Source organism: Anaerotaenia torta (genome assembly GCF_050433395.1).
GTDB lineage: Bacteria > Bacillota > Clostridia > Lachnospirales > Lachnospiraceae > Mobilitalea > Mobilitalea torta.
Genome location: NZ_JBNPXH010000019.1, coordinates 41,829 through 61,017 on the forward strand (window position 1 = coordinate 41,829; position 19,189 = coordinate 61,017).

At 46.2% G+C, this 19,189-nt stretch carries 23 protein-coding genes; 9 read left to right on the plus strand and 14 right to left on the minus strand.

Going from position 1 to position 19,189, the window contains the following annotated elements:
- Positions 1-78 precede the first annotated feature (78 nt).
- The 4 genes from HNQ56_RS23170 to HNQ56_RS23185 all read left to right on the plus strand — a co-directional run bounded on the left by HNQ56_RS23170 (position 79) and on the right by HNQ56_RS23185 (position 2,653).
- Entirely contained in the window at positions 79-453 is a 375-nt protein-coding gene (locus HNQ56_RS23170; RefSeq protein ID WP_429150808.1) for a GntR family transcriptional regulator, read from the plus strand.
- 2 nt (positions 454-455) lie between these two features.
- Positions 456-1,376, plus strand: coding sequence for an ABC transporter ATP-binding protein (locus HNQ56_RS23175; protein WP_429150810.1), 921 nt, complete (start codon positions 456-458; stop codon positions 1,374-1,376).
- Positions 1,377-1,378: 2 nt separating this feature from the next.
- Positions 1,379-2,032, plus strand: a complete 654-nt coding sequence (locus tag HNQ56_RS23180; RefSeq protein ID WP_429150812.1) for an ABC-2 transporter permease — start codon at positions 1,379-1,381, stop codon at positions 2,030-2,032.
- 90 nt (positions 2,033-2,122) lie between these two features.
- On the plus strand, positions 2,123-2,653 hold the full coding sequence (locus HNQ56_RS23185; protein WP_429150814.1) for a hypothetical protein: 531 nt from the start codon (positions 2,123-2,125) through the stop codon (positions 2,651-2,653).
- 113 nt (positions 2,654-2,766) lie between these two features.
- Here HNQ56_RS23185 and HNQ56_RS23190 read toward each other — a convergent pair whose 3' ends face one another.
- The 11 genes from HNQ56_RS23190 to HNQ56_RS23240 all read right to left on the minus strand — a co-directional run bounded on the left by HNQ56_RS23190 (position 2,767) and on the right by HNQ56_RS23240 (position 12,520).
- Entirely contained in the window at positions 2,767-3,591 is an 825-nt protein-coding gene (locus HNQ56_RS23190) for a prolipoprotein diacylglyceryl transferase (protein WP_429150816.1), read from the minus strand.
- Positions 3,592-3,859: 268 nt separating this feature from the next.
- Positions 3,860-5,062 (minus strand): ABC transporter permease subunit, encoded by a 1,203-nt coding sequence (locus tag HNQ56_RS23195; RefSeq protein ID WP_429150817.1) that lies wholly within the window; start codon positions 5,060-5,062, stop codon positions 3,860-3,862.
- The gene (locus tag HNQ56_RS23200; protein ID WP_429150819.1) at positions 5,059-5,928 is read right to left on the minus strand and encodes an ABC transporter ATP-binding protein; all 870 of its coding nucleotides are present in this window, start codon (positions 5,926-5,928) and stop codon (positions 5,059-5,061) included. The genes HNQ56_RS23195 and HNQ56_RS23200 overlap by 4 nt, the downstream gene beginning before the upstream one ends.
- A complete protein-coding gene (locus HNQ56_RS23205) occupies positions 5,904-6,653 on the minus strand; it encodes a hypothetical protein (protein WP_429150820.1) in 750 nt (249 codons plus the stop codon). Before HNQ56_RS23205 ends, HNQ56_RS23200 begins: the two co-directional genes overlap by 25 nt.
- Positions 6,650-7,180, minus strand: a complete 531-nt coding sequence (locus HNQ56_RS23210; protein WP_429150821.1) for an RNA polymerase sigma factor — start codon at positions 7,178-7,180, stop codon at positions 6,650-6,652. Before HNQ56_RS23210 ends, HNQ56_RS23205 begins: the two co-directional genes overlap by 4 nt.
- Before the next feature lie 165 nt (positions 7,181-7,345).
- Positions 7,346-9,226, minus strand: a complete 1,881-nt coding sequence (locus HNQ56_RS23215; protein WP_429150823.1) for a heparinase II/III domain-containing protein — start codon at positions 9,224-9,226, stop codon at positions 7,346-7,348.
- Positions 9,227-9,276: 50 nt separating this feature from the next.
- Entirely contained in the window at positions 9,277-9,669 is a 393-nt protein-coding gene (locus HNQ56_RS23220) for a hypothetical protein (protein ID WP_429150824.1), read from the minus strand.
- Complete coding sequence (locus tag HNQ56_RS23225; protein WP_429150826.1) at positions 9,653-10,366, minus strand: hypothetical protein; 714 nt, start codon at positions 10,364-10,366, stop codon at positions 9,653-9,655. Before HNQ56_RS23225 ends, HNQ56_RS23220 begins: the two co-directional genes overlap by 17 nt.
- The gene (locus HNQ56_RS23230) at positions 10,363-11,184 is read right to left on the minus strand and encodes a sugar phosphate isomerase/epimerase family protein (RefSeq protein WP_429150828.1); all 822 of its coding nucleotides are present in this window, start codon (positions 11,182-11,184) and stop codon (positions 10,363-10,365) included. Before HNQ56_RS23230 ends, HNQ56_RS23225 begins: the two co-directional genes overlap by 4 nt.
- A gap of 51 nt (positions 11,185-11,235) precedes the next feature.
- Positions 11,236-12,213 carry a hydroxyacid dehydrogenase gene (locus tag HNQ56_RS23235; RefSeq protein WP_429150830.1) on the minus strand — a complete coding sequence of 326 codons (978 nt, stop codon included), beginning with the start codon at positions 12,211-12,213 and terminating at the stop codon, positions 11,236-11,238.
- A gap of 13 nt (positions 12,214-12,226) precedes the next feature.
- On the minus strand, positions 12,227-12,520 hold the full coding sequence (locus HNQ56_RS23240) for a hypothetical protein (RefSeq protein ID WP_429150831.1): 294 nt from the start codon (positions 12,518-12,520) through the stop codon (positions 12,227-12,229).
- Positions 12,521-12,651: 131 nt separating this feature from the next.
- On the opposite strand from HNQ56_RS23240, the gene HNQ56_RS23245 reads away from it, so the two are divergent.
- A complete protein-coding gene (locus HNQ56_RS23245; protein ID WP_429150833.1) occupies positions 12,652-13,500 on the plus strand; it encodes a helix-turn-helix domain-containing protein in 849 nt (282 codons plus the stop codon).
- A 74-nt stretch (positions 13,501-13,574) separates the two neighbouring features.
- Here the strand turns inward: HNQ56_RS23245 and HNQ56_RS23250 are convergent, their stop codons facing one another.
- Positions 13,575-14,579 (minus strand): MerR family transcriptional regulator, encoded by a 1,005-nt coding sequence (locus HNQ56_RS23250; RefSeq protein ID WP_429150834.1) that lies wholly within the window; start codon positions 14,577-14,579, stop codon positions 13,575-13,577.
- Between the two features lie 370 nt (positions 14,580-14,949).
- Between HNQ56_RS23250 and HNQ56_RS23255 the strand changes: the two genes are divergently transcribed.
- Complete coding sequence (locus HNQ56_RS23255; RefSeq protein WP_429150836.1) at positions 14,950-15,207, plus strand: CD3324 family protein; 258 nt, start codon at positions 14,950-14,952, stop codon at positions 15,205-15,207.
- 157 nt (positions 15,208-15,364) lie between these two features.
- Here the strand turns inward: HNQ56_RS23255 and HNQ56_RS23260 are convergent, their stop codons facing one another.
- A complete protein-coding gene (locus tag HNQ56_RS23260; protein ID WP_429150838.1) occupies positions 15,365-16,192 on the minus strand; it encodes a TrmH family RNA methyltransferase in 828 nt (275 codons plus the stop codon).
- Between the two features lie 191 nt (positions 16,193-16,383).
- Here HNQ56_RS23260 and HNQ56_RS23265 point away from each other — a divergent pair, with 191 nt between their 5' ends.
- The 3 genes from HNQ56_RS23265 (at position 16,384) to HNQ56_RS23275 (ending at position 18,778) form a co-directional block, all read left to right on the plus strand.
- Complete coding sequence (locus HNQ56_RS23265) at positions 16,384-17,361, plus strand: hypothetical protein (protein ID WP_429150840.1); 978 nt, start codon at positions 16,384-16,386, stop codon at positions 17,359-17,361.
- A 26-nt stretch (positions 17,362-17,387) separates the two neighbouring features.
- Positions 17,388-18,188, plus strand: a complete 801-nt coding sequence (locus tag HNQ56_RS23270) for an aminoglycoside adenylyltransferase domain-containing protein (protein WP_429150842.1) — start codon at positions 17,388-17,390, stop codon at positions 18,186-18,188.
- 245 nt (positions 18,189-18,433) lie between these two features.
- On the plus strand, positions 18,434-18,778 hold the full coding sequence (locus HNQ56_RS23275) for a DUF3888 domain-containing protein (protein WP_429150844.1): 345 nt from the start codon (positions 18,434-18,436) through the stop codon (positions 18,776-18,778).
- A gap of 93 nt (positions 18,779-18,871) precedes the next feature.
- Here HNQ56_RS23275 and HNQ56_RS23280 read toward each other — a convergent pair whose 3' ends face one another.
- Positions 18,872-19,084 carry an exonuclease/endonuclease/phosphatase family protein gene (locus tag HNQ56_RS23280; protein ID WP_429150845.1) on the minus strand — a complete coding sequence of 71 codons (213 nt, stop codon included), beginning with the start codon at positions 19,082-19,084 and terminating at the stop codon, positions 18,872-18,874.
- Between the last annotated feature and the right edge of the window lie 105 nt (positions 19,085-19,189).

The following is a 19,189-nucleotide window of genomic DNA, read 5'->3' on the forward strand; positions in this document are numbered from 1 at the left end:
ATGCAGGAAACACAGCAGATTCTTATTTGGGCCAACGTAAAAATAGAAGAAGATAAGATACCATAAGGGAGGGTTGGAATGAATATACTGATCAGTAATTCCAGTGACAGGCCGATCTATGAGCAGATCACCTCACAGATAAAGCAGATGGTCATTAATGGTGAACTGGAGGCAGGAAGCATACTGCCCTCCATGCGGATGCTGGCGAAGGAGCTTCGCATCAGCGTGATCACCACGAAGCGGGCCTACGAGGATCTGGAGCGGGATGGTTTCATTTATACAGTAGTAGGGAAGGGCAGCTTCGTAGCGGAGAAGAATGTAGAATTTGTCCGGGAAGAACAGCTTCGGATTGTGGAAGAGCATATTACCAAAGCGGTGGCAGGAGCAAAGGCCGGAGGAATTGCTTTAAGTGAGCTTCAGGAGATAACCAGAATGATATATGAGGAGGAATAGATATGACAGGAACAGACAGACAAGGAAGAAACGGAGCAGGAACGGGTATGGAAGGCGGAAGCGGATCGGACGCAATCGCAGTTAGAGGGCTGACCAAACGATACCGGGATTTCACTCTGGACAGCATCAGCTTTCGTGTGCCGAAGGGAGTTATTATGGGCTTTGTGGGAGAGAACGGAGCCGGTAAGACGACGACCATTAAAGCAATCCTGGATTTGATTCATATCGACGAAGGAGAGATTACAGTTCTCGGCCATCCGGCGGCAGGACTTCCGAAAGAGGTGAAGGCATCCATGGGGGTGGTATTTGACGGAAGCAGCCTCCATGATAATCTGAATGTTGCCGGCACGGGTTTAATTATGAAGAATATTTATCCCAACTGGGATTCTAAGGTATTCGAACAGTACGTCAAGAGGTTTGAACTGCCTGAAAAGAAGTCAGTCAAGGATTTCTCCAGAGGAATGAAGATGAAGCTGTCCATTGCTATCGCATTATCCCATCATGCCAGACTGTTGATTCTGGATGAAGCCACCAGCGGGCTTGACCCCATGGTTCGGGACGAGATTCTTGATCTCTTTCTGGAATTCATACAGGAGGAGGATCACACCATATTATTGTCCTCCCATATTATAAGTGATATCGAGAAGATTGCGGACTATGTAACCTTTATCCATAAAGGAAGAATTGTATTCAGCGAGAGTAAGGATGAGCTGATTTATCAATATGGGGTTATTCACTGCCGCAGGGAGGATGTCCCCGGAATTGACCGGAATTATGTGGTGGGCATTCGCGAGAATAATTTTGGGGCGGAGGTTATGATAAAAAAGAAGGGTGAATTTGTGAAGCACTACCGCCAGTACCAGGTGGAAAGAACCTCTATTGAGGAGATCATGCTGTTCATCAGCAAAGGAAAGGAGCTGTAGAAATGATAGGGTTAGTAATCAAGGATTTTGTAAATTTAAAGAAGAATATTAAAATTTTTTCGACGGCGGCATTATTATATGTGATTATGGCTTTTACCTCCAAGGATCCCAGCTTTTTCTCCAGTTTATTTACGGTGCTGATCGCAATGCTGACTCTGAATGCCTATTCTTCCGATGAAGCGGCAAAATGGGATATCTATGCGCTCACCATGCCGGTTTCGAGAGAGGATATTATCCGCGGTAAATATGCAATTATGATTTTTTTGACCTTGATTGGTTCTGCAGTAGGAACCGTGCTTACGATAGTATTGAATGCTATCATCGGGAATGAGCAGATTGCATCGGGAGTAATGGGGTGTTGGATCGGTGCGGCTATTGTCATCCTGTTTTATAGTATTACCATTCCGTTTATTACTAAGCTGGGAGTGGAAAAGGCAAGATTAATCTTTTTTATGATTTATATCATTCCCTTTGCGATCTTCTTCTTGATGAGCAACGCAGTAAAGGATGGTAGAATCACCATATCGGGGGAACTGATTAATATAGGGTACAGACTCATGGACAATGCATATGTACTGCTGCCCCTTCTTCTGCTCTTTGCCCTGGCAGTGTCCTATACCATATCCGTCCGCCTGTATCTGAAAAAAGAATTCTAATACCGGGAGAAACTCCTTTTTCGCATAACTTTTTACATGTGAGCTTCATAGAATAATGTATAAGTTATTGCGCAGAAAGGAGCAGGCGGCTTGTATAATCAGTTTAATCATGATAGAGGCAATAATGGGAAGTACGAATATATACCAAGGCAATCGATGGAACAGGGAGGATTGATATCTCCGCCTACGAATGAAACACGGCAGGTAAACGGACAGCCGCAGATGCAGCAGATGAATGGGCAGCCAAGATCCGCGCCGCCGAATTTTATTCCGGAGGCTCCGAACCGCAGCCAGACTGGAATGCCGGAGGAGGCGGGGAGAAGCAATTTTGGCGGGCCGGGGAGACCAGGGCCGGGAGGTCAGGGACCGGGGAGACCAGGACCATGGGGACCGGGTCCGGTAAGGCCGGGGCCCGGCGGGGATGAGCTCCAGAGATTACAGAGGGGTATGAGGGGGTGTTTGTTCCGCTTCACTTATATCTGGCTCGTGAATGGTGATGAATTTTGGTTTTATCCCGCCTCTGTGGGCAGGGATTTCGTACAGGGCTTCCGTTGGAGAAGAAACCGGTGGGAATTTGACCGGATCAGCCTGCGAAGAATCTTTTTCTTCCGTTGTTTTTAGTCTTAGAACTATTTTGCTGAAAGAAAGGATGCCAAATAGCTTACAGTTTCGGCTATTTGGCATCCTGTTTTATGTTCGTTGGGAGAAAAGGCGTTCCGCAAGGACGCGGTGCTTTATTCCTCCGATTCGGTTTCTTCGTCTGAAGATATATCGGCATTGGTTCCCGTTTCGCTGGAAAGAGCAGTTCTGCGGGAGAGCAGACCGAAGACAATCACCATAGCCAGACCGATCAGGAAAAGGAAGATGGCAATGAACTGTGAGGTTGACACATTCCCTACTGTTCCGCGTTCCAGATCTCCCCGGAAGAATTCCATAACAAAGCGTCCGGCGCTGTAGAACATGAGATAAAAGCCCGCAACCTGGCCGTGCGCCTTGGTTCTCTTCGATATCAGCACAAGGATGGCAAAGTGCAGGAAATTCAACGCGCTTGAAAGGGGCTGGGTAGGGATGAGAGACACATTATTGGGCGCGAAATCCGATTCACGAAAAATGATATGGAAATGGCTTGAAGTCTCCAGCCCATAGCAGCAGCCGGCCAGGACACAGCCCAGTCTTCCAAAGCCCTGTGCCAGAGCGATAGAGGGCATAACCACATCAAAGAACTGGAGAAAATTCTGCTTGTGTTTCCGGGTAAATAAGAAGCCGGAGAAGATGCCTCCGATAATACCGCCATACACGACAAAACCGTGGGTGATATCCAGCAGTAAAGCAGGATTGGCAATGATATCTTTCATCTGGGTGATCCAATAAAGCACCTTTGCGCCGATTACGCCGCCCACCAGACACCATATAAAAAGATTGAAGACCAGCTCATATTGCATCCCCTTCTTTTTGGCCCGGTATTCTGTCACAAGATAGGCGGCAAGGGCGCCGATGGCGATCATCAGGCCATAACCATGAACCGTCAGCGGCCCTATTGTAAATAGATTGTTTTTCATGTTCCTTCATCCTCTTTTCCTAATTATGAAATCTTCCTGTAATATGAGTTGTGAGAACCACCATAACTGCATCGTACACCGCGAAGTGCTTATTTGCGCTACCGGATTATTGTAACATATTTAACCTGAAAAGAAAATATTAATTAAACATTAGATAGCAGCAGTCATGTAATATTGGATAATGCAGGATGGTGAACAGGGAATAGCGATGTATACCAAGGAAAGGGCATACATCGCTGTTGGTTGAAGTATTTATAAGCCCTTGCTGTTACCTCACCTGATGATTTTTAAAGATTTTATAAGCAAATGGCAGCAGTGCTATGGTCATTACGACAGCGAAGATGGGTCTGAACAGGTATGGTTCCAGGGACAGCCCCAGTATCTCGTAGAGGTTGGTGGAGGTGATGCCCCAGATCGTCACCATATTCATGGGCAGCAGATTGAAGAGCTGATCCAGGAGGTCATAGGCCGGAGGAATGCTGATGAACATGGGGGCAATGATAAATATGCTCATGATAATGATGACTCCGAAGGGGGATTTGAGCCGGGCGGAGAGAAGCATGGTAATTGCCGCCAGCAGCAGGCTGCCCGCTAATGTGCTGCCAAAGAGGAGCAGAGTCAGTCCCCCTATGGTGAGGGGATAGGGGGACATGGGCAGCAGAAGCTGGATCTGTGCGGTAAAACCGTCAAAGCCGTAAATTATCATACAGCCCAGATACAGGGTTAAGGAAAAAAGGGCGCACAGAAGTATGGCGGCGGAAAGTCCGGTCAGGATTTTTGCAGCGATCAGAGAGCGCTTTCCGTTTTTGGAGGGAAGAATCAGCTGGTCGGTTCCGCTGGCATATTCCCCTGCAAAGAGGGGCGAAAGGCAGACTGCAATAACAAAGGCGATCAGAAAACCGGCGGTATACATGAGAGCCAGAAATTTCTCATATCCGGTCACAGCCTCGAGAACGAAGGGCTTTTGAACCTTCTGCTCCAGCCGCAGCAGCTTCTGCAAGGAGTTATGGTTCATGACCGAACCCTCCAGAGTTTTCTTCAGCTTCGCCTCCCGGATATCATAGTAGGAGAGAGCCTGTTCCGGGGTCATATTCTGCATGTCGGATAATCCAAAGCCTGAATTGTTGTAAATCCCCATTAAACCGAAGACACTGCTATAGGGTCTGGCATATGACTGGTAGTCCTCCGTATCGCTATACCGCTTGGAGGAACCCGGAACCCGGGCATAAGCCCCGGCAGCTTCCAGGATCAGATCCGCATCCAGCTTTCTTCCCGACAGGGCTCTCGCATAAGCACGGTCTTTCTTCATTCCTTCGTAATTGCTCTCATTGTTGATGCCGTAATTCCCAAGGACAGAGGTGGAACAGCTTAACAGAATGACAAGCAGAACCAGGATAAGAGAGAGGACAAAGCCCTTCCTCATTAAGATTTTCTTATATTCAAAGCGGACTAAGCTCCGGAATTCACTCATTTTTCACTCACCTCACTAAAATAGTATAAATACAGATCCTCCAGTGTAGCTTGTGCATCCAAGGCCGAAGCATAAGGTTTTTCCTCGGAAACCAGGCGCAGGAATATCTCCGCGGCACCTTCCTGGCGGAGATTAATAACCGGATATTTTTCGCACAGACGATCCGCTTCGGATTGGGGCAGGGTACACTCCCATACCTTGCCGTCAATGGTCTGTATGATTTCATCCCGGGTTCCCTGATGAATCAACTGCCCGTTTTTCATAATCAGGATGGTATTTGCAATATGCTCTATATCGGAAACAATATGAGTCGAGAGCAATACGATTCGCTCCGTTCCAAGGCGTGAGATCAGGTTGCGGAAGCGCACCCGCTCCTTGGGGTCAAGCCCGGCGGTGGGCTCATCTAAAATCAGTATTCTGGGATCATTCAGCATGGACTGTGCGATTCCCAGCCGCTGTTTCATTCCCCCGGAGAAGGTCTTGATTTTCTTCTTCGCCATATTCTCAAGGGAGACCTGTTCCAGCAGCTCCCACGCTCTTTCCCTTGCCCTTGGTTTTGGCAAGCCTTTGAGTGCCGCAAGGTAAAGCATGAAATCCAGTGCGGTGAATTCGGGATAGTATCCGAAATCCTGGGGCAGGTATCCCAGCGCATCGCGGTAATCTTCATGACTGACATCAATATCATTGAACCGGACGGTTCCCGAGGTCGGCGTCAGCACGCCGCACATCATGCGCATCAGTGTGGTCTTCCCCGCGCCGTTTGCCCCAAGAAGCCCATGGACCCCTTTTTCAAAAGAGATTGTAATTCGGTCGCAGGCTATTTTACTTCCGTATTGTTTGGTTATTCTGTCAAGCTTAAGTTCCATTGCCTATCCTCCATTTGTTTGACTAATTTGCGCATCTGAGAGCCGATCACTCCCAGGCAGCAGACGGAAAGTGCCAGCCAGCCCTTCAGCCAGGCGTCGGAATAAAGAAGCCCTGTCATGCTTTCCGAGAAGATGCTGAGTATACTGACGAGTCCTGTGGCGGCAGCGCAGGCGTAGACACCGTCCTGGCCGTGCATCCGGTTCAGCGTCCACAGGCAGACGGCGCAGACTATGAGATAGGGCACCGTTAAATAGCAAATGGTCTGCAACAGACCGTATACCGATATTTGATTTGCAAAGATAAGCAGCAGGATCAAAACAACAGAGTTTGCCGCTCCGAGAATGCTCATCCGTGCCATAACAATCTGCGGCAGACTGAACCGGCAGCTTCCTTCCAGCTCGGCCATGCGGTAAGCGGCGGAACGATAGACCTCTGTAACGGTGATCATCGCCAGAAACGGAAGGGCGGCGGAAAGGCTCCAGATCTTTATTTCATCCGGATTCCAATGCCGGAACATCGGAAAACGGAAGGCAATGGCCCAGCCAAGCAGGATAATCAAAGCGGAAGCCGCCCATACTCGCCTGCGAATATAGGGAAGCTGGCGAAATAAGAATTCTCCGTAAGTGATCTTAGGAAAGGGCAGCTGTTTCAGGAAGCGTTCCTTATGGGCCGGAGGCGGCGCTTCAAAAGCTGTTTGCAGGGCTTTTTCAAGTTTTTTATTCATAGAAAGTCCTCCTCTCTGAGTAATTCTTTTAATTGTTTTAAGGCGGCCTTCAGCCTTCGGCGGACACTGAAGCGGGAAATGCCCAGAACAGCGGCAATTTCGCCGACACCCAGCTCGTTGGAATAGTGAAGCAACAGCAGCTCCTGAGCTTCCTTTGGCAAAGAAGCCACCGCCTCCCTGACGACCAGACTTGTCTCCCGACGGGTAAATTCATCGGCCGCAGGAAGCGAGGTAGAAGGGATGGGGGTATGGGATGAGCTCACCTCCCCGGAAGAAGGGAACTCTCCCAAAGGGATAAACTCCTCATTCAGCGGGAGAACCGGAAGCTTGCGGAAATGATCGGTGCACAGGTGCCTGGCGATCACATAGAGGTAAGCAAGGGCTTTTCCTTTGTTTACATAGGAGGTCTGAGTGAAATAGCGCAGGAAGGTTTCCTGGGTCAAATCCTCTGCAGTTGCCTGATTCCTCACTTTAAAGTAGCAGTACCGGTATATTTTGTCGTATTGGTCTTCCAACTCCAGGGACATATGAGACCTCCTTTCACTATGTATAACGATTGTATAACATCCCATGTGCGGATGAAATGAATATTTATTTAAATTTTCTTGTTTGCCCAAAAAATCAGAGCAAGACATAGTCCTGCCCTGATACATGATCAGTAAACCCGGTTGCCAATATAAATATTCATTCTTTCACGATATATCCTTCAGTTCAAAACTGATCTCAGCAGTGAACTTCTTCTTAAGCTGCTCTGCTTTTAAATCCACGAAGTATACATCCTGAGCGATTAATCCGTGATTCAGGAAAACATCCTTTTCTATGCTGAAGTCCAGCTTATTGGGGTCGTAGGTTAAAATAATACTTCCGCCGGCAGCGCTGATTTGTACTTTGCCCGGCTGCAGCAGCTTTGGTTCCTGTAATGTGACAAAACGTTCTATCACAGCCGCAGGTTCATTTCCAAAAACATAGGTATCTTTTAAAACCATGACTGGCTGTATCCCTTTCCGGAACGCAAAATTACGGGTAAGGGATATCAGATTGTTATCCGGGTATGCTTTTGCGATATCTAAAGTAAAAACATCTCCGTCTTCTGAAGAAGCTTGCTCAAGAATACGGGCCGCATATTCTGTTCCTGCGCCCTGGTACGTTCCATCAATGATGGGCACGGAATGGCCCCGGGAACTATTGCACAGATAATCATAGCGTTCCGGTCCGAAATACTGTTTTGTGTATTCTCCTGCTCCGAGATCGGTTAGGATGGAATCTCCGTTAATATTAAGAATAAAACTGCCGATATCGTTATGGTTATGAGACTCACCGTTATGCCCTCCTTTCGCGGCGAAAACAAACAGGCTGTTATCTGTTTTTTTACGGGAAATCAGCCATCCTGCGTCCTTAAGATAGTAGGAGGCATCCGTTAATTGGCTGCCCTTCATAGCAGCGTGACTCCATATCAAATTACGGCTGTCAGCAGCCCAACGATAGCAGGGGTCATCGGAAAATCCGCTGCGATAGCTGATGTCCGGGATCTCCACTTCCTCAAAGCGGTTTTTCAGATAATTTGTAAGCCCGGGGTTGAAATTGGAATAAATGGCGCCGTCGGAAAAACTGACAACACTGTTTCCGCCCAGTAAGCATTTTTGCTGGAAGAGGGCAATCGCTTTCACCTTTTCTCCCTGCATCAGATCAATTCTTCCCGCTGTCCGCTGTCTTAACAGCTCTGCAAAATAGACATAGAAGCCGAAGCCATAATTCCAGTAGCCAAGTCCTTCGGTGCAGGCTCCATCCTCCTCATATCCGCTGAGGAAAGACTTCAGGGCATTGAGAAGCTTAAGCAGGACTGGTGTTAAGACCATACTATCCTTAATTAGGTATAGGGCAGCGGCGCCTACGGAACCGGCGCAGACGGCGGCCCAGTTGTTGGTACAGGTCTCCCACCAAAACATGGAATTGATCTCACAGTATGGCTCAAGAACTCTTTCCAGAATCAGCTTCCTTGCTCTGTGGACGACCAGAGGAGCCAGCCTGTGCTCAAGCAGGGAGCATATTTCCGACAATGTATAGGAGGTTTCAGCAGCAAACAGATCTACAATTTTATCGTGTTCCCTAATATTTTTATTAATTTTATCGTTCCAAGGCTCAGGTGCATTGCTCTTTTGTATAACAGCAATGCTTTGTCCGTCCATACACGCGGGCAGGCACCAGGAATATTCGTCGCAAATTGCCCAAATAGCATCCTCCAGGGCGGATAGGTACTTATCTTCGCCGTATGCCAGGGCTAAGATGGCAAAAGCATTGAGCCTTCCGCGGTGGCTGAAATATTCCTTCTGGTATTCTTTCCGCGATCCCGTGGTGTCAAATATCTTATAGTCTGAAAAGCGAAGAGAATGAATTGGTTCCCGGAGATATCTCTCTCCGGCATTCCTAATTGCCTGCAGCTCCTCTTTGTAATAGGAGCTCTCCCGGATTTCCCTCCATTTCCCGGGATCTCTGCCTTCAGCAAACAAGGCGGAACTATGTTGAATGTTCTGGTCACCATATAGTAATGCTTCTTTAATTTCCTGCAGATTCATTGCTCATCCTCCTGACAATATAGTTCACTCTCTATGACTTCTTGCGGGAGCTATCTTTTCAGATGCTCCGCCCAGACCGTTTCAAACCACTGATTGCTGTCGGGGATCGGCTTCACATCCGCAAGCTCACTGACAAAGGCGCCGTTCTTCAGGTAAGTAACGAGCTTTGCATTCTTTGTTTGTTTTGATTTGCCCTGACCTGATTCGAAGTGCCCGTTATCCTGCTCAGTATTGCAGCTATGATGGCACACATCGCCGCCGCAGCTTACATAACCGGATCCCCTGCTGCCGAGTTTTTCTCCGCTTTCTATCATGGCGGACAATACCGCCCGCTGCATAATTAACATGTCATAGTCCTTGAAAACCGTAATCAAGCTGCTGCCGGCAGAAAAATCATACCTGTCAAAATAACCGGATATCGCTTCGTCAATCTCTGCCGCCATTCTGATGCTGAGCGCAAACCTTGACCTCCAGAGGTTCTTTATAGAGGTCAATATTGTGACTGCGATAGAGTTCGATAGCCTTTGGATTCATTTTTTCAAGCCGTTCGATGGGTGTTCCAAAAAGAGCTCCCGAGTTTTTGAGATAGGTAAAGGCTTCATCCGGCAACGCCTGGAAGGCTTCATCCAGGTGCATGGGATTCTTCCGAAAGTCCATATACACCTTTCTTCCCAAAAATTCGGTCTCATGGTAGACCAGCATGTCTATATCCGAAGAACCGCCGAGCTTATTGACATCAAAGGGCCATTGACACCCTTTCAGAAATACCCGCTCCATAACATCTTTTTCTGAGAGATGGGAATCAAAAAGGAATTCCCGTTCCACTCCTTCCGCATCAACAGAGTAGTATCTGGGAAGAACCTGTTGATAGGTTCCGGACACGTTCCAGCGGAATTTGACCGAAGCCAGTCCATACTGCCACTCCTGAAGGTTGGCGCTGCCGCTTGACGAGAGGGATAATTTATAATAAGTCTGTTTGTCACTGCCGGTGTTGCGGGAAGTCCCTTTTTTGATTCCTTCCGTTATAAGGCAGATGTTTACCACCCCCATGTCATAAAGACTGTCCGCGGCGTTAAAGCCTGCACATCCGCTTCCGACCACGACCGCATCATATACATAGGTATTGACTGCTAAGGTCATAATGAACCACTCCCCATTGTATTGGAACGCTGCGCTATGTCTGAGTTCTGCAAGATCCGAAGGGACTCAACATCCTCGGCAAGCTGTTGGATGCGGTCATCCTTGACAAATTCAATGATCAGATTACAGCCGAGGGGCTTTATCAGCTTCCAGTATTCGCTCCAATAAGGCATGCCTTTTTTTAAGGAGCATCTGACATCCTTTGCCGGTTTTTCTCCGGATTTCTCAAGGTAGAAGGCATGGATATTACAGATCTTATCCTTCAGCAGCTCAATTTCTTCAAGTCTTTCTTCGTGAGAGATGTCCGGATTCATCTGCCAATAGGTATAGAGATTATCCGCACCGGTTTCATCCAGGAGTCTTCTGGTCACTTCCTTCGTTTCGGTGAGGGTATTCCTATGGTACTCCAGCCCGATTTTTATCTGATATCCGGCGGCAATCGGACAGATCCTTCGAAGCTCCTCCATATTGTCCGAGATGGTTTCTTCCAGGTTGCAATCCCCGTCCGTGCTGCCTGCCCATATTCGGACAAGGGAGCACCCAAGGGAGGCTGCTGTTTTTACGACCGCTTCAAAGTCGTTTTCCGGCTGCCGGCTTTCCCCGAGGCGATAATAGCTGCCGTAGGAATAAGTGCTGATGCCGTTTCTTCTAGTCAAAGCCCCTACTTCAGCGGCGAGTTCGAACTCGCCTACAGGAACATGAATGTCGCCGCCCCATTCTATGGCCTTGATTCCATTGTCTGCACACAGTTGGATGATTTCCTTATAATTCAGGTTTCTAAAAGTAACTGATGTCAATCCGATCATTTCCAAATCCATTCCTTTCGTTTGTTTAAGATACAGAGCCTCCTGAAATAGTGCCCTAGCCCCTTAAGCCAGTTTTCTGAGGAGATCAAGGGTTATCTCATACAGCGGTTCTTCCCCTTGAATCAAGCGTTTATACTCGTCCAGCATGTAAGCGCCCATTCTTCTTATTTCTTCCGTCATGGATCCTGCTCTGTGCGGTGTGATGATGATGTTGGGAACCTCCCAGATGGGATCATCAGGATCTAAGGGTTCTTTCGGATCTGTCACGTCTAGGAGGGCGGTTCTTCGAGGTTCTTCCTTCATAGCCCTGATCAGTGCGGCTTCTTCTACCTGGGCTCCTCTGCCTGTATTGATGAAGGTGGCGTTGGCTTTCATTTTTGAAAAATAGGCTTCGTTGAGCAAACCAACGGTTTCGGGTTTATTTGCCAGATGGTTCGAAATGGTCTGGCAGTTCTCAAAAATATAATCAAGGTCAGACAGTGTGACGCCCAGTTTCCTGGCGTCTTCTTCGGTAAGATAATCGCTTGTCACATAGATATCCAGCTTATATGGTTGAAGGAGCTTGATGATATGCCGGCTGATCTGCCCTGTGCCAATCAGTCCTACTTTTGTCCCGTAATTGCCGGGAAAGGTATCTCCATATTGTCTTGCCGCCATAAGGCCGGATTCTTTATAACGTTGGTGAAGCTGGTAAAAACCCTTGTTGGCCAATATTATTTGCGCGGCAGTATACTCAGCCACCGGTATGGCATTGGCGCTCCACGCACTGAAAACACGGACTCCGTTCTCTATAAATGGCTGGGCAAAGCCGCTCACAGTGCCTGCGGCATAAAAAACCGCTTTCAGATTGGGAAAATACGTTGCAACCTCATCCCGGTTCAGTCGGATCATTCCCCATGTTGAAAAAATAAACTCTGTATCAACATACTTTTCAGGATTCGTATAAAGTTCAGTATGGTTAATAACCGGGCAGCCTCCCACCTGTTCCTGTGAATAACAATCCCAGATTCTTTGTACATCCTCTGCAATAAATAGACGCATTGCTGCCGCCTCCTTAAAGTTTTTGTACGTGGAAGGCGCCGTCCTCAATGAGCTTGTCATACTTTTCCTTCACTCCGCTGGTCATATCGGTAGCAATAACCCCGGGACGAACCTCATGAACCAGGATCCCTTCCTTTGCCAGGCGGTCGGCTTCAGGCATTCGGGCTGCATCTTCCCTGGTTGTAATCAGCACGTTTTCTGAGGAAATGTCCCTCATCTGCGCTGCTAAAGCTACGCGGGCAGCCTTCCACTCCGTTTCATCATTCCAATAGCGGCTTGAAGCATATAATGCGATTAATTTCTTCATGTTCTTCCCCTCTTTATTCTATTGCAGTACCTGCTTTTTATCAATGGTGTTATACCAGTATAATATCATTGATAAAAAGTAAATACTTATGATATAATCGTTAAAAGTATACTTTTTGTCGGGAGTGGGGGATGAAAGATATGGATGCCTTATTTGAAAGCATACCGGAAGGGCCGAAGATCAGATTTGGCCATAGCACGACGAAGAACTGGTCAATGTCCTCCGCTCACTTTCACAACTATTATGAATTGAATCTATCCGTATCGGGAGGCAACCGTTTTTTTGTCAATGATGCTATACATGAGGCCAGGAGCGGTGATCTGTTCTTCTTTAATGATACGGACCTGCATAAAAATTTTGTTCCGAAGGATCTGGAATACGAGCGCTACATCATTTTATTTGATCCCCACCAAGTTACCGGCCTGTTCCCGGAAGGGGATTTGATGTATCTCTACAGCGATGCGATGAAGCATTTGAAAAACAGGCTGTCCCTTACCTGCGATGAGATTATCGAAGTGACCGCATTGCTGGAAGACGTTCTTTGTCATGTCAATGGTGACTATGAGGGAAATACGGTCTATATCAAGCTGAAGCTGTGTGAACTGCTGCTTTTTCTCACAACCGCTTGCAAGTCAAGAAGCAAGTCGGAGACCGTTGTCAAAAGGACAAGCGCCAGAATTCATTCCATTCTCCAATATATAAACCGCAATATTGGCAGCGAATTATCCATAGAACGCTTGTCAGAGCACTTTTATATCAATAAATCATATCTTTGCGAGCTCTTTAAAAAAGAAACCGGCTTGACACTAAACCAATATATCACTTCAAAAAGATTGCTTTTTTCAAAAGAACTGCTGAAACAAGGGAAAACTGTTATAGAGGTCACAGGTCTTGCGGGATACAAGAACGATGCTTATTTTATTCGTCTGTTTAAGAAGTATTTTGGAATTACACCCAAACAGTTTGCAATGCGCCAATAGAACCGGTGCCTGACACCACAAAGCGAGGTGGGCCCTAAAGATCTGATCTTTAGGGCCCACCTCGCTTTGTGGTGTCAGGCACCGGGGGCAGGATTTTTTTCTCTTATGGGAATCAGCAAATCTAATTGCATTCCCTCTGGTTCACTATTCTCCTGCAGGGCATGATTCACATAATTCAAATGCTCCTCCAGCCATCCGAACATATTTTCATGGTTCCAGTCTCCTCGGTATTCATATGCTTTGCTGTTCTGCACCCATTCGGCAAGGCGTCCCCACTCCTCAAAGGCTCCGAAGGGAATCATATACGCGGCATATAAGCCTCCCTCAAACTGCTTTCTGATCAGCGGTTCGGGGATGGGCATGTCTTCTGGAACCGTTACCCACATTTCATAGCCGTGATAATTCGTTTCATCGACAGGATTAGGAGCGTTAAATCCATAGTGCCTGACGTCGGGCTTCACATGAATCAGATCACTTTCCCGCACAAATCGGCCAAGTACCTGGCCCACATGCATCTCTGGGTCATCTCCGACATACTGGTATGCTGCTACGGCTGCCGGGGGCAGATATACGATGCGCACATCCCGGTCAGACAATCTGTTTAATTGTTCATTTGCCTGGTTTAACTCGTTCATGGCAGTGTCCTCCTTAAAATTAATCTTTGTTAAAGAAAGGGGAGCGATCATGGAGAGTATGGCAGTATCATTCAATAGATCGGAGTTTAAGCTGACGCCTGACCTGGTGCGCAGCTCCTCCACAAACCGATTGAGAATGTCCCGGATGGTTGACAGCGAGCCGATTTCAGCATCCAGCTCACTGATGTTTTCCATAAACACCTCGATGGCCTGCAAGGTACTGTGATTGCCCAGAAGAATGGCAATCTGCTTCAGGGAAATGCGCAGCTTGCGTAAAACAAGGATTTGTTTCAAACGCAGGCAGGCGTTTTCGTCATATACCCGATAGGAATAGTCCTCCATCCGCTGGCTTTGCAATAATCCAATCTGTTCATAGTAACGGAGTGTTCTTGTGGATACTCCGAATAGCTTGGTCACCTGAGTGATAGTCTTTAGTTCTTTCATAGCACCCTCCTTCTTTATAGTAAGGATTATAAAGTGCGACACGACGTCAGAGTCAATAGCAATAATTCATTTTAATTCATTTTAATGCATTATGGTACGTTAGGCAAGGGATTATAGCCCTAAGGAAACAAACTGGTTGCAGCAGACAGAGCAAGAATGCTATAATGGTATAAACGAAACAAGGGTTTATACCTGGTTGACCGGGAGGTGAGTATTACGAAGCACATCATGTCAAGAAAACATCACAACAACAAAGCCTTATCCCATGCAGAATAACGATAATGTAAGCCATTTCTGCATGGGATGGGAGGGATACATTATCTGCTTATTCTGCCTTTATTTGATTATGATAAATAAGGAGCGGATATCAATGAAATATATAAATGCAGCAGATGTATTACCGGAAGAATTATTAAAGGAAATTCAAGGATATGTAAAAGGGGATTTGCTTTATGTCCCCCATGGCAACAGACAGAAGAGATGGGGTGAAAAAAGCGGCTCCCGTACCTATTATTTGCAGAGAAATAATGATATGAAAAGGAAGTATAAGGCCGGGAAATCCATTTCCCAGATATCTGAGGCATATGGATTGGCGTTTGATACGGTTAGAAGAATCATTTACAGTTAAGGATAAGAGAATAGTTTGGAATTGCATGATAAGGGCCGTTGCAGAATGAATTTTTGCCGTGATATATTGTGATACTTCTCCAGGATATGTTTTGATACAGGGGAAAGGGATCATAGATATACGAGGTTAAATCCATTTTGCAGCGGCCCTGCGTGGTTTAATTATATTGGAATCTTTGCCGGTAAGCCTCGTAAAACATGACGGTTGCCGCACAGCCTACATTAAAGGAAGAAGCATAGGAGGATTCCGCCATCGGAATAGTGCCCAGGATATCGCAGGCTTCCTGGAAGGCATGGCATAAGCCGTCCGTTTCGTTGCCGATCATAAACAGGGTGGGCTTAGTCAGATCCAGATGATACAAGGGATGCTCCTTGTGGGCGGTGGTTCCGATGGATTGGAAGGTGGGATATCTCTTCTTCATTTCACCCAGGAAATCAAAAATCTTCTGATTTTCCGGAACACGAATCACCCTCATATTGAAAAAGGAACCCATGGAGGAGGTTATCACATCAGGATCATACAGGTCTACCGAATGTCCTGTGACGAAAAGCGCTTCCACGCCCAGGGAATCGCAGGAGCGGATTATGGTTCCCAGGTTGCCCTTATTGGAAGGCCGGTCAAACAATGCCAGAATGGGATTGTCGGAGAAGCTTAATTCATCCAGGTTATCTTCCTTCATTTTTATAATGGCCAATAATTCTGAGGTGTCTTCTTTTCCGCTAAGTTCTCTCATTAACGGCAAGGACAGCTCATAGTTTAGTTCCGTTTTGACGGAGCTTAATAATCCCTTCGCCCAATCGGATAAGGACAGCTCCTTGCAATACAGGAAGGCTTGAATCGTCCAGTTGTTTTTGACGGCTTCATTGATATTTCGGACACCTTCTACCAGGAATTCCTGATATTTATATCTCTTGTTTCTATTTGTTTTCAATACTTCAAATTTCTGATATGCTGCGTTTCTGGAATTGATTTTTTCGATCTTCATTTATTTCATAACCCCCATGGAATGAATCGTTGATATGGTTCGGACCTGTTTATTTTAATGCATTCTGGAGAGTTAAGCAAGGGCTTCCTTTTGATGTCATAAACAAGTATAATTATTTATGACATTTATCCAGGCCGGTGAAAATGGTAGAATTACTGCATAAAGCTTCAGGTATGGGGAGGAAGAAGAATATGCGTTATGAATTTAATTTTTATAAGGAAGAAGATTTTGATGAGATTGAAGAGATGGCTCTGGCCTCGTATCAATGGGAATATCCGATCTGGGGATTGAGCCGCCATGAATTTTCCAAAGGGCTGCACCCGGCCTTCACCGGGCATTATCATGCATGGGAGCATACGGTGGGCGTCTACAGAGAGGGCGGGAAAGTGGCGGCCTGTGTTATCAATGAAGGAAATCACGGCGGAGACGCATTCTTCCTGTTTGATTCGAAGGAACGGGGGGAAGACAGGGAGCTTCTGGCGGAGATGATAAGGTTTGCAAAAACATATGCCGCAGGGATCAAGGAAGACCGCTTAACCCGGTATGTGAACCTGTGTGTGCCGGAATGGAACAAGGTGTTAAAGGAAATGGTTCTGCAGGCAGGCTTTTGCAAGGAGGATCGGGAGGAAGAGCTCTATATCCTTCCCTTTGGAGAAGAGCCGTTCCCGGTGAAGCTTCCTGAGGGCTATACCTTTGCGGATGCCAATACAACTCCGGATTTTTATCTTTCCAATACCCATCGGCTGTCCTTTGGCTATGGCGGCGATGATTATGCCTGTGAGCATGGAGAGCAGGCATTCCATGATTTGCGGAAGATGAAGCATCATAGAAAGGAGCTGGATCTGTGCGTTCTGGATGCGCAAAAACGGCCGGTTGCCATGGCAATCCTGTGGTGTGATGAGAAGATGCCGTATTGTGAGCTGGAGCCGCTGGCTGTTGTGTGGTGGGAGAGAAGAAAGGGAATTGCCACGGCAATTCTGCATGAAGCTGCTAATAGGGTAAAGGAGATATTTCCTGAATGCACGGGAATGCTGGGAGGGGATCAGACCTTTTACCAGAAAATCGGCTATGAGAAGAAGGCGAGTATCCACAGATATCACTGGGAGCTGGAGGTCTTCATTTCCTGGATAAAGGAATCCTATGATAAAGACTATGCAAAGGAAGTGTAGAGAAGTATTTTATAGGAGAATAGGATATGGAATTTCAAAATGACAAGACCCTTTCCGCAGAGGTTAAGGAGCAGATCAGACAAGTAAAGGATATTTGGCTGAATTGTATGGGAAAAACGGTGACAGGCATTTATATACATGGCTCTATTGTGTTAAACTGTTTCGTAGAAGGGGTGAGCGATATCGACTTGCTGATCCTGTGTGACAGGCATATCAGCAGGGAGGAACGGCTCCGGATAGCCCGGGATATAATTGAAGCGGACAACAGGCCGGCGTCTCTTGAAATGTCCGCCATCTGGACAAAGGATCTTAAGCCCTGGAAGCATCCGACATCCTGCCAATTCCATTACAGCAATGCCTGGACCGGGCATTATCAAGAGCTGCTGAGCGGCAAGATAAAAGAAAGCTTTCTTGTGGACGAGGATTTTTGTGATGGGGATATCGCCTGTCATGTACATCTCACCAATCAAAGCGGCATTTGTATTTATGGAAAGCCTGTGAAAGAGGCTTTTCCTGTTGTGCCGGAGGAGGATTTCTGGCGATCCATCAGCAATGATATTGATGAATATGATTTTAGAGCATATGATCCGAAATATTTTTCAAGCAATATCTTAATTCTTGGGCGGATTTTGTCTTATAAGAAAGAGAAGAGGATTTTATCCAAGTATGACGGAGGTATCTGGGCACGGGATTATGCGCCGGAGAGCTTCCGGTATGTGATTGACCATGCCATAAGGGAATGGTATTGTGGTGAGAAGGGACTCGAATATAAAGAAGAGGATTTGAATGGGCTGAGACAATGGCTGATTAATGAAATAAAGAATTAGTATAGGTCATGCGGATGAATATGACAAGATGGTAGAATAGTGGCTTACAAGAGGATAAAAAAGTCTAAAGCGGTCTATCCCCCATATAATTAACCACAGGGGGGATAGATTTGCTTGGACGGATGAAGGAAAATAGAAAGAAATTAATAATATTAATACTATTCTTTGACTTAATTCTTATTTGTGTTCTATATGGGAAAACGGATCGTTACGATGGGACGACTGCTGCCATGCTGTCCCCTAATATGAAAGACCAGTATAATCAGTTGCTGGTGAATACTTACTTGACAGAAATCATGGAGGCCTCGGATAATTTTTATGATGGATACTATACGATTTCTCCAATTGTAAATTATTATAGTGTCTTTGTCAAAAAAGTTTCAGCGGATGGCCGTACGTATTATGTTACTTTCACATCAAATCCATACCTGGGGCCTCATGATACCATTGGCAACGATGAGATTACTTTTTCGGCTGATTATCTTGGAAATGTGAAGCTGGAGAGCTTCAATCATCTGAAAAGCTATCATTTGCCGGATAATCTGAAGGACTTGGAAAAGAAGCAATTTCCTGGAAAATATTATGATTAGCGATTTGATTCTCGAAAATTCATATAATCATTTAATAAATGTCCGTCCATTATGGACTGCAATGTTTCGATTATGTCTTTGTAGTATTACATTTTATTTGCGGAAGTTTATTTCTGCAATTACTCCATAGTGGTCACTTGCCGAAAGATTGTTTTCAGCCGAAACATCTGTTCCAAAAATCCTTACGGATAACAATGATGTATCAAACCAATTATCCATGATATAAATTCGATCCATTACGCTGGGTTTATATATTGTGTTTTTGCCCTTCCATCTAGGATTATTGATCACATCAAGTGTTGGCATTAAGGGTAAGTTACTCAAACTTCGCACTTGAATAAGTGCCTATGCACCTTGAAAATTCAATAATAACTGGCATAAAAATAGCATGAAACCGTCTGGTTTTGGTAT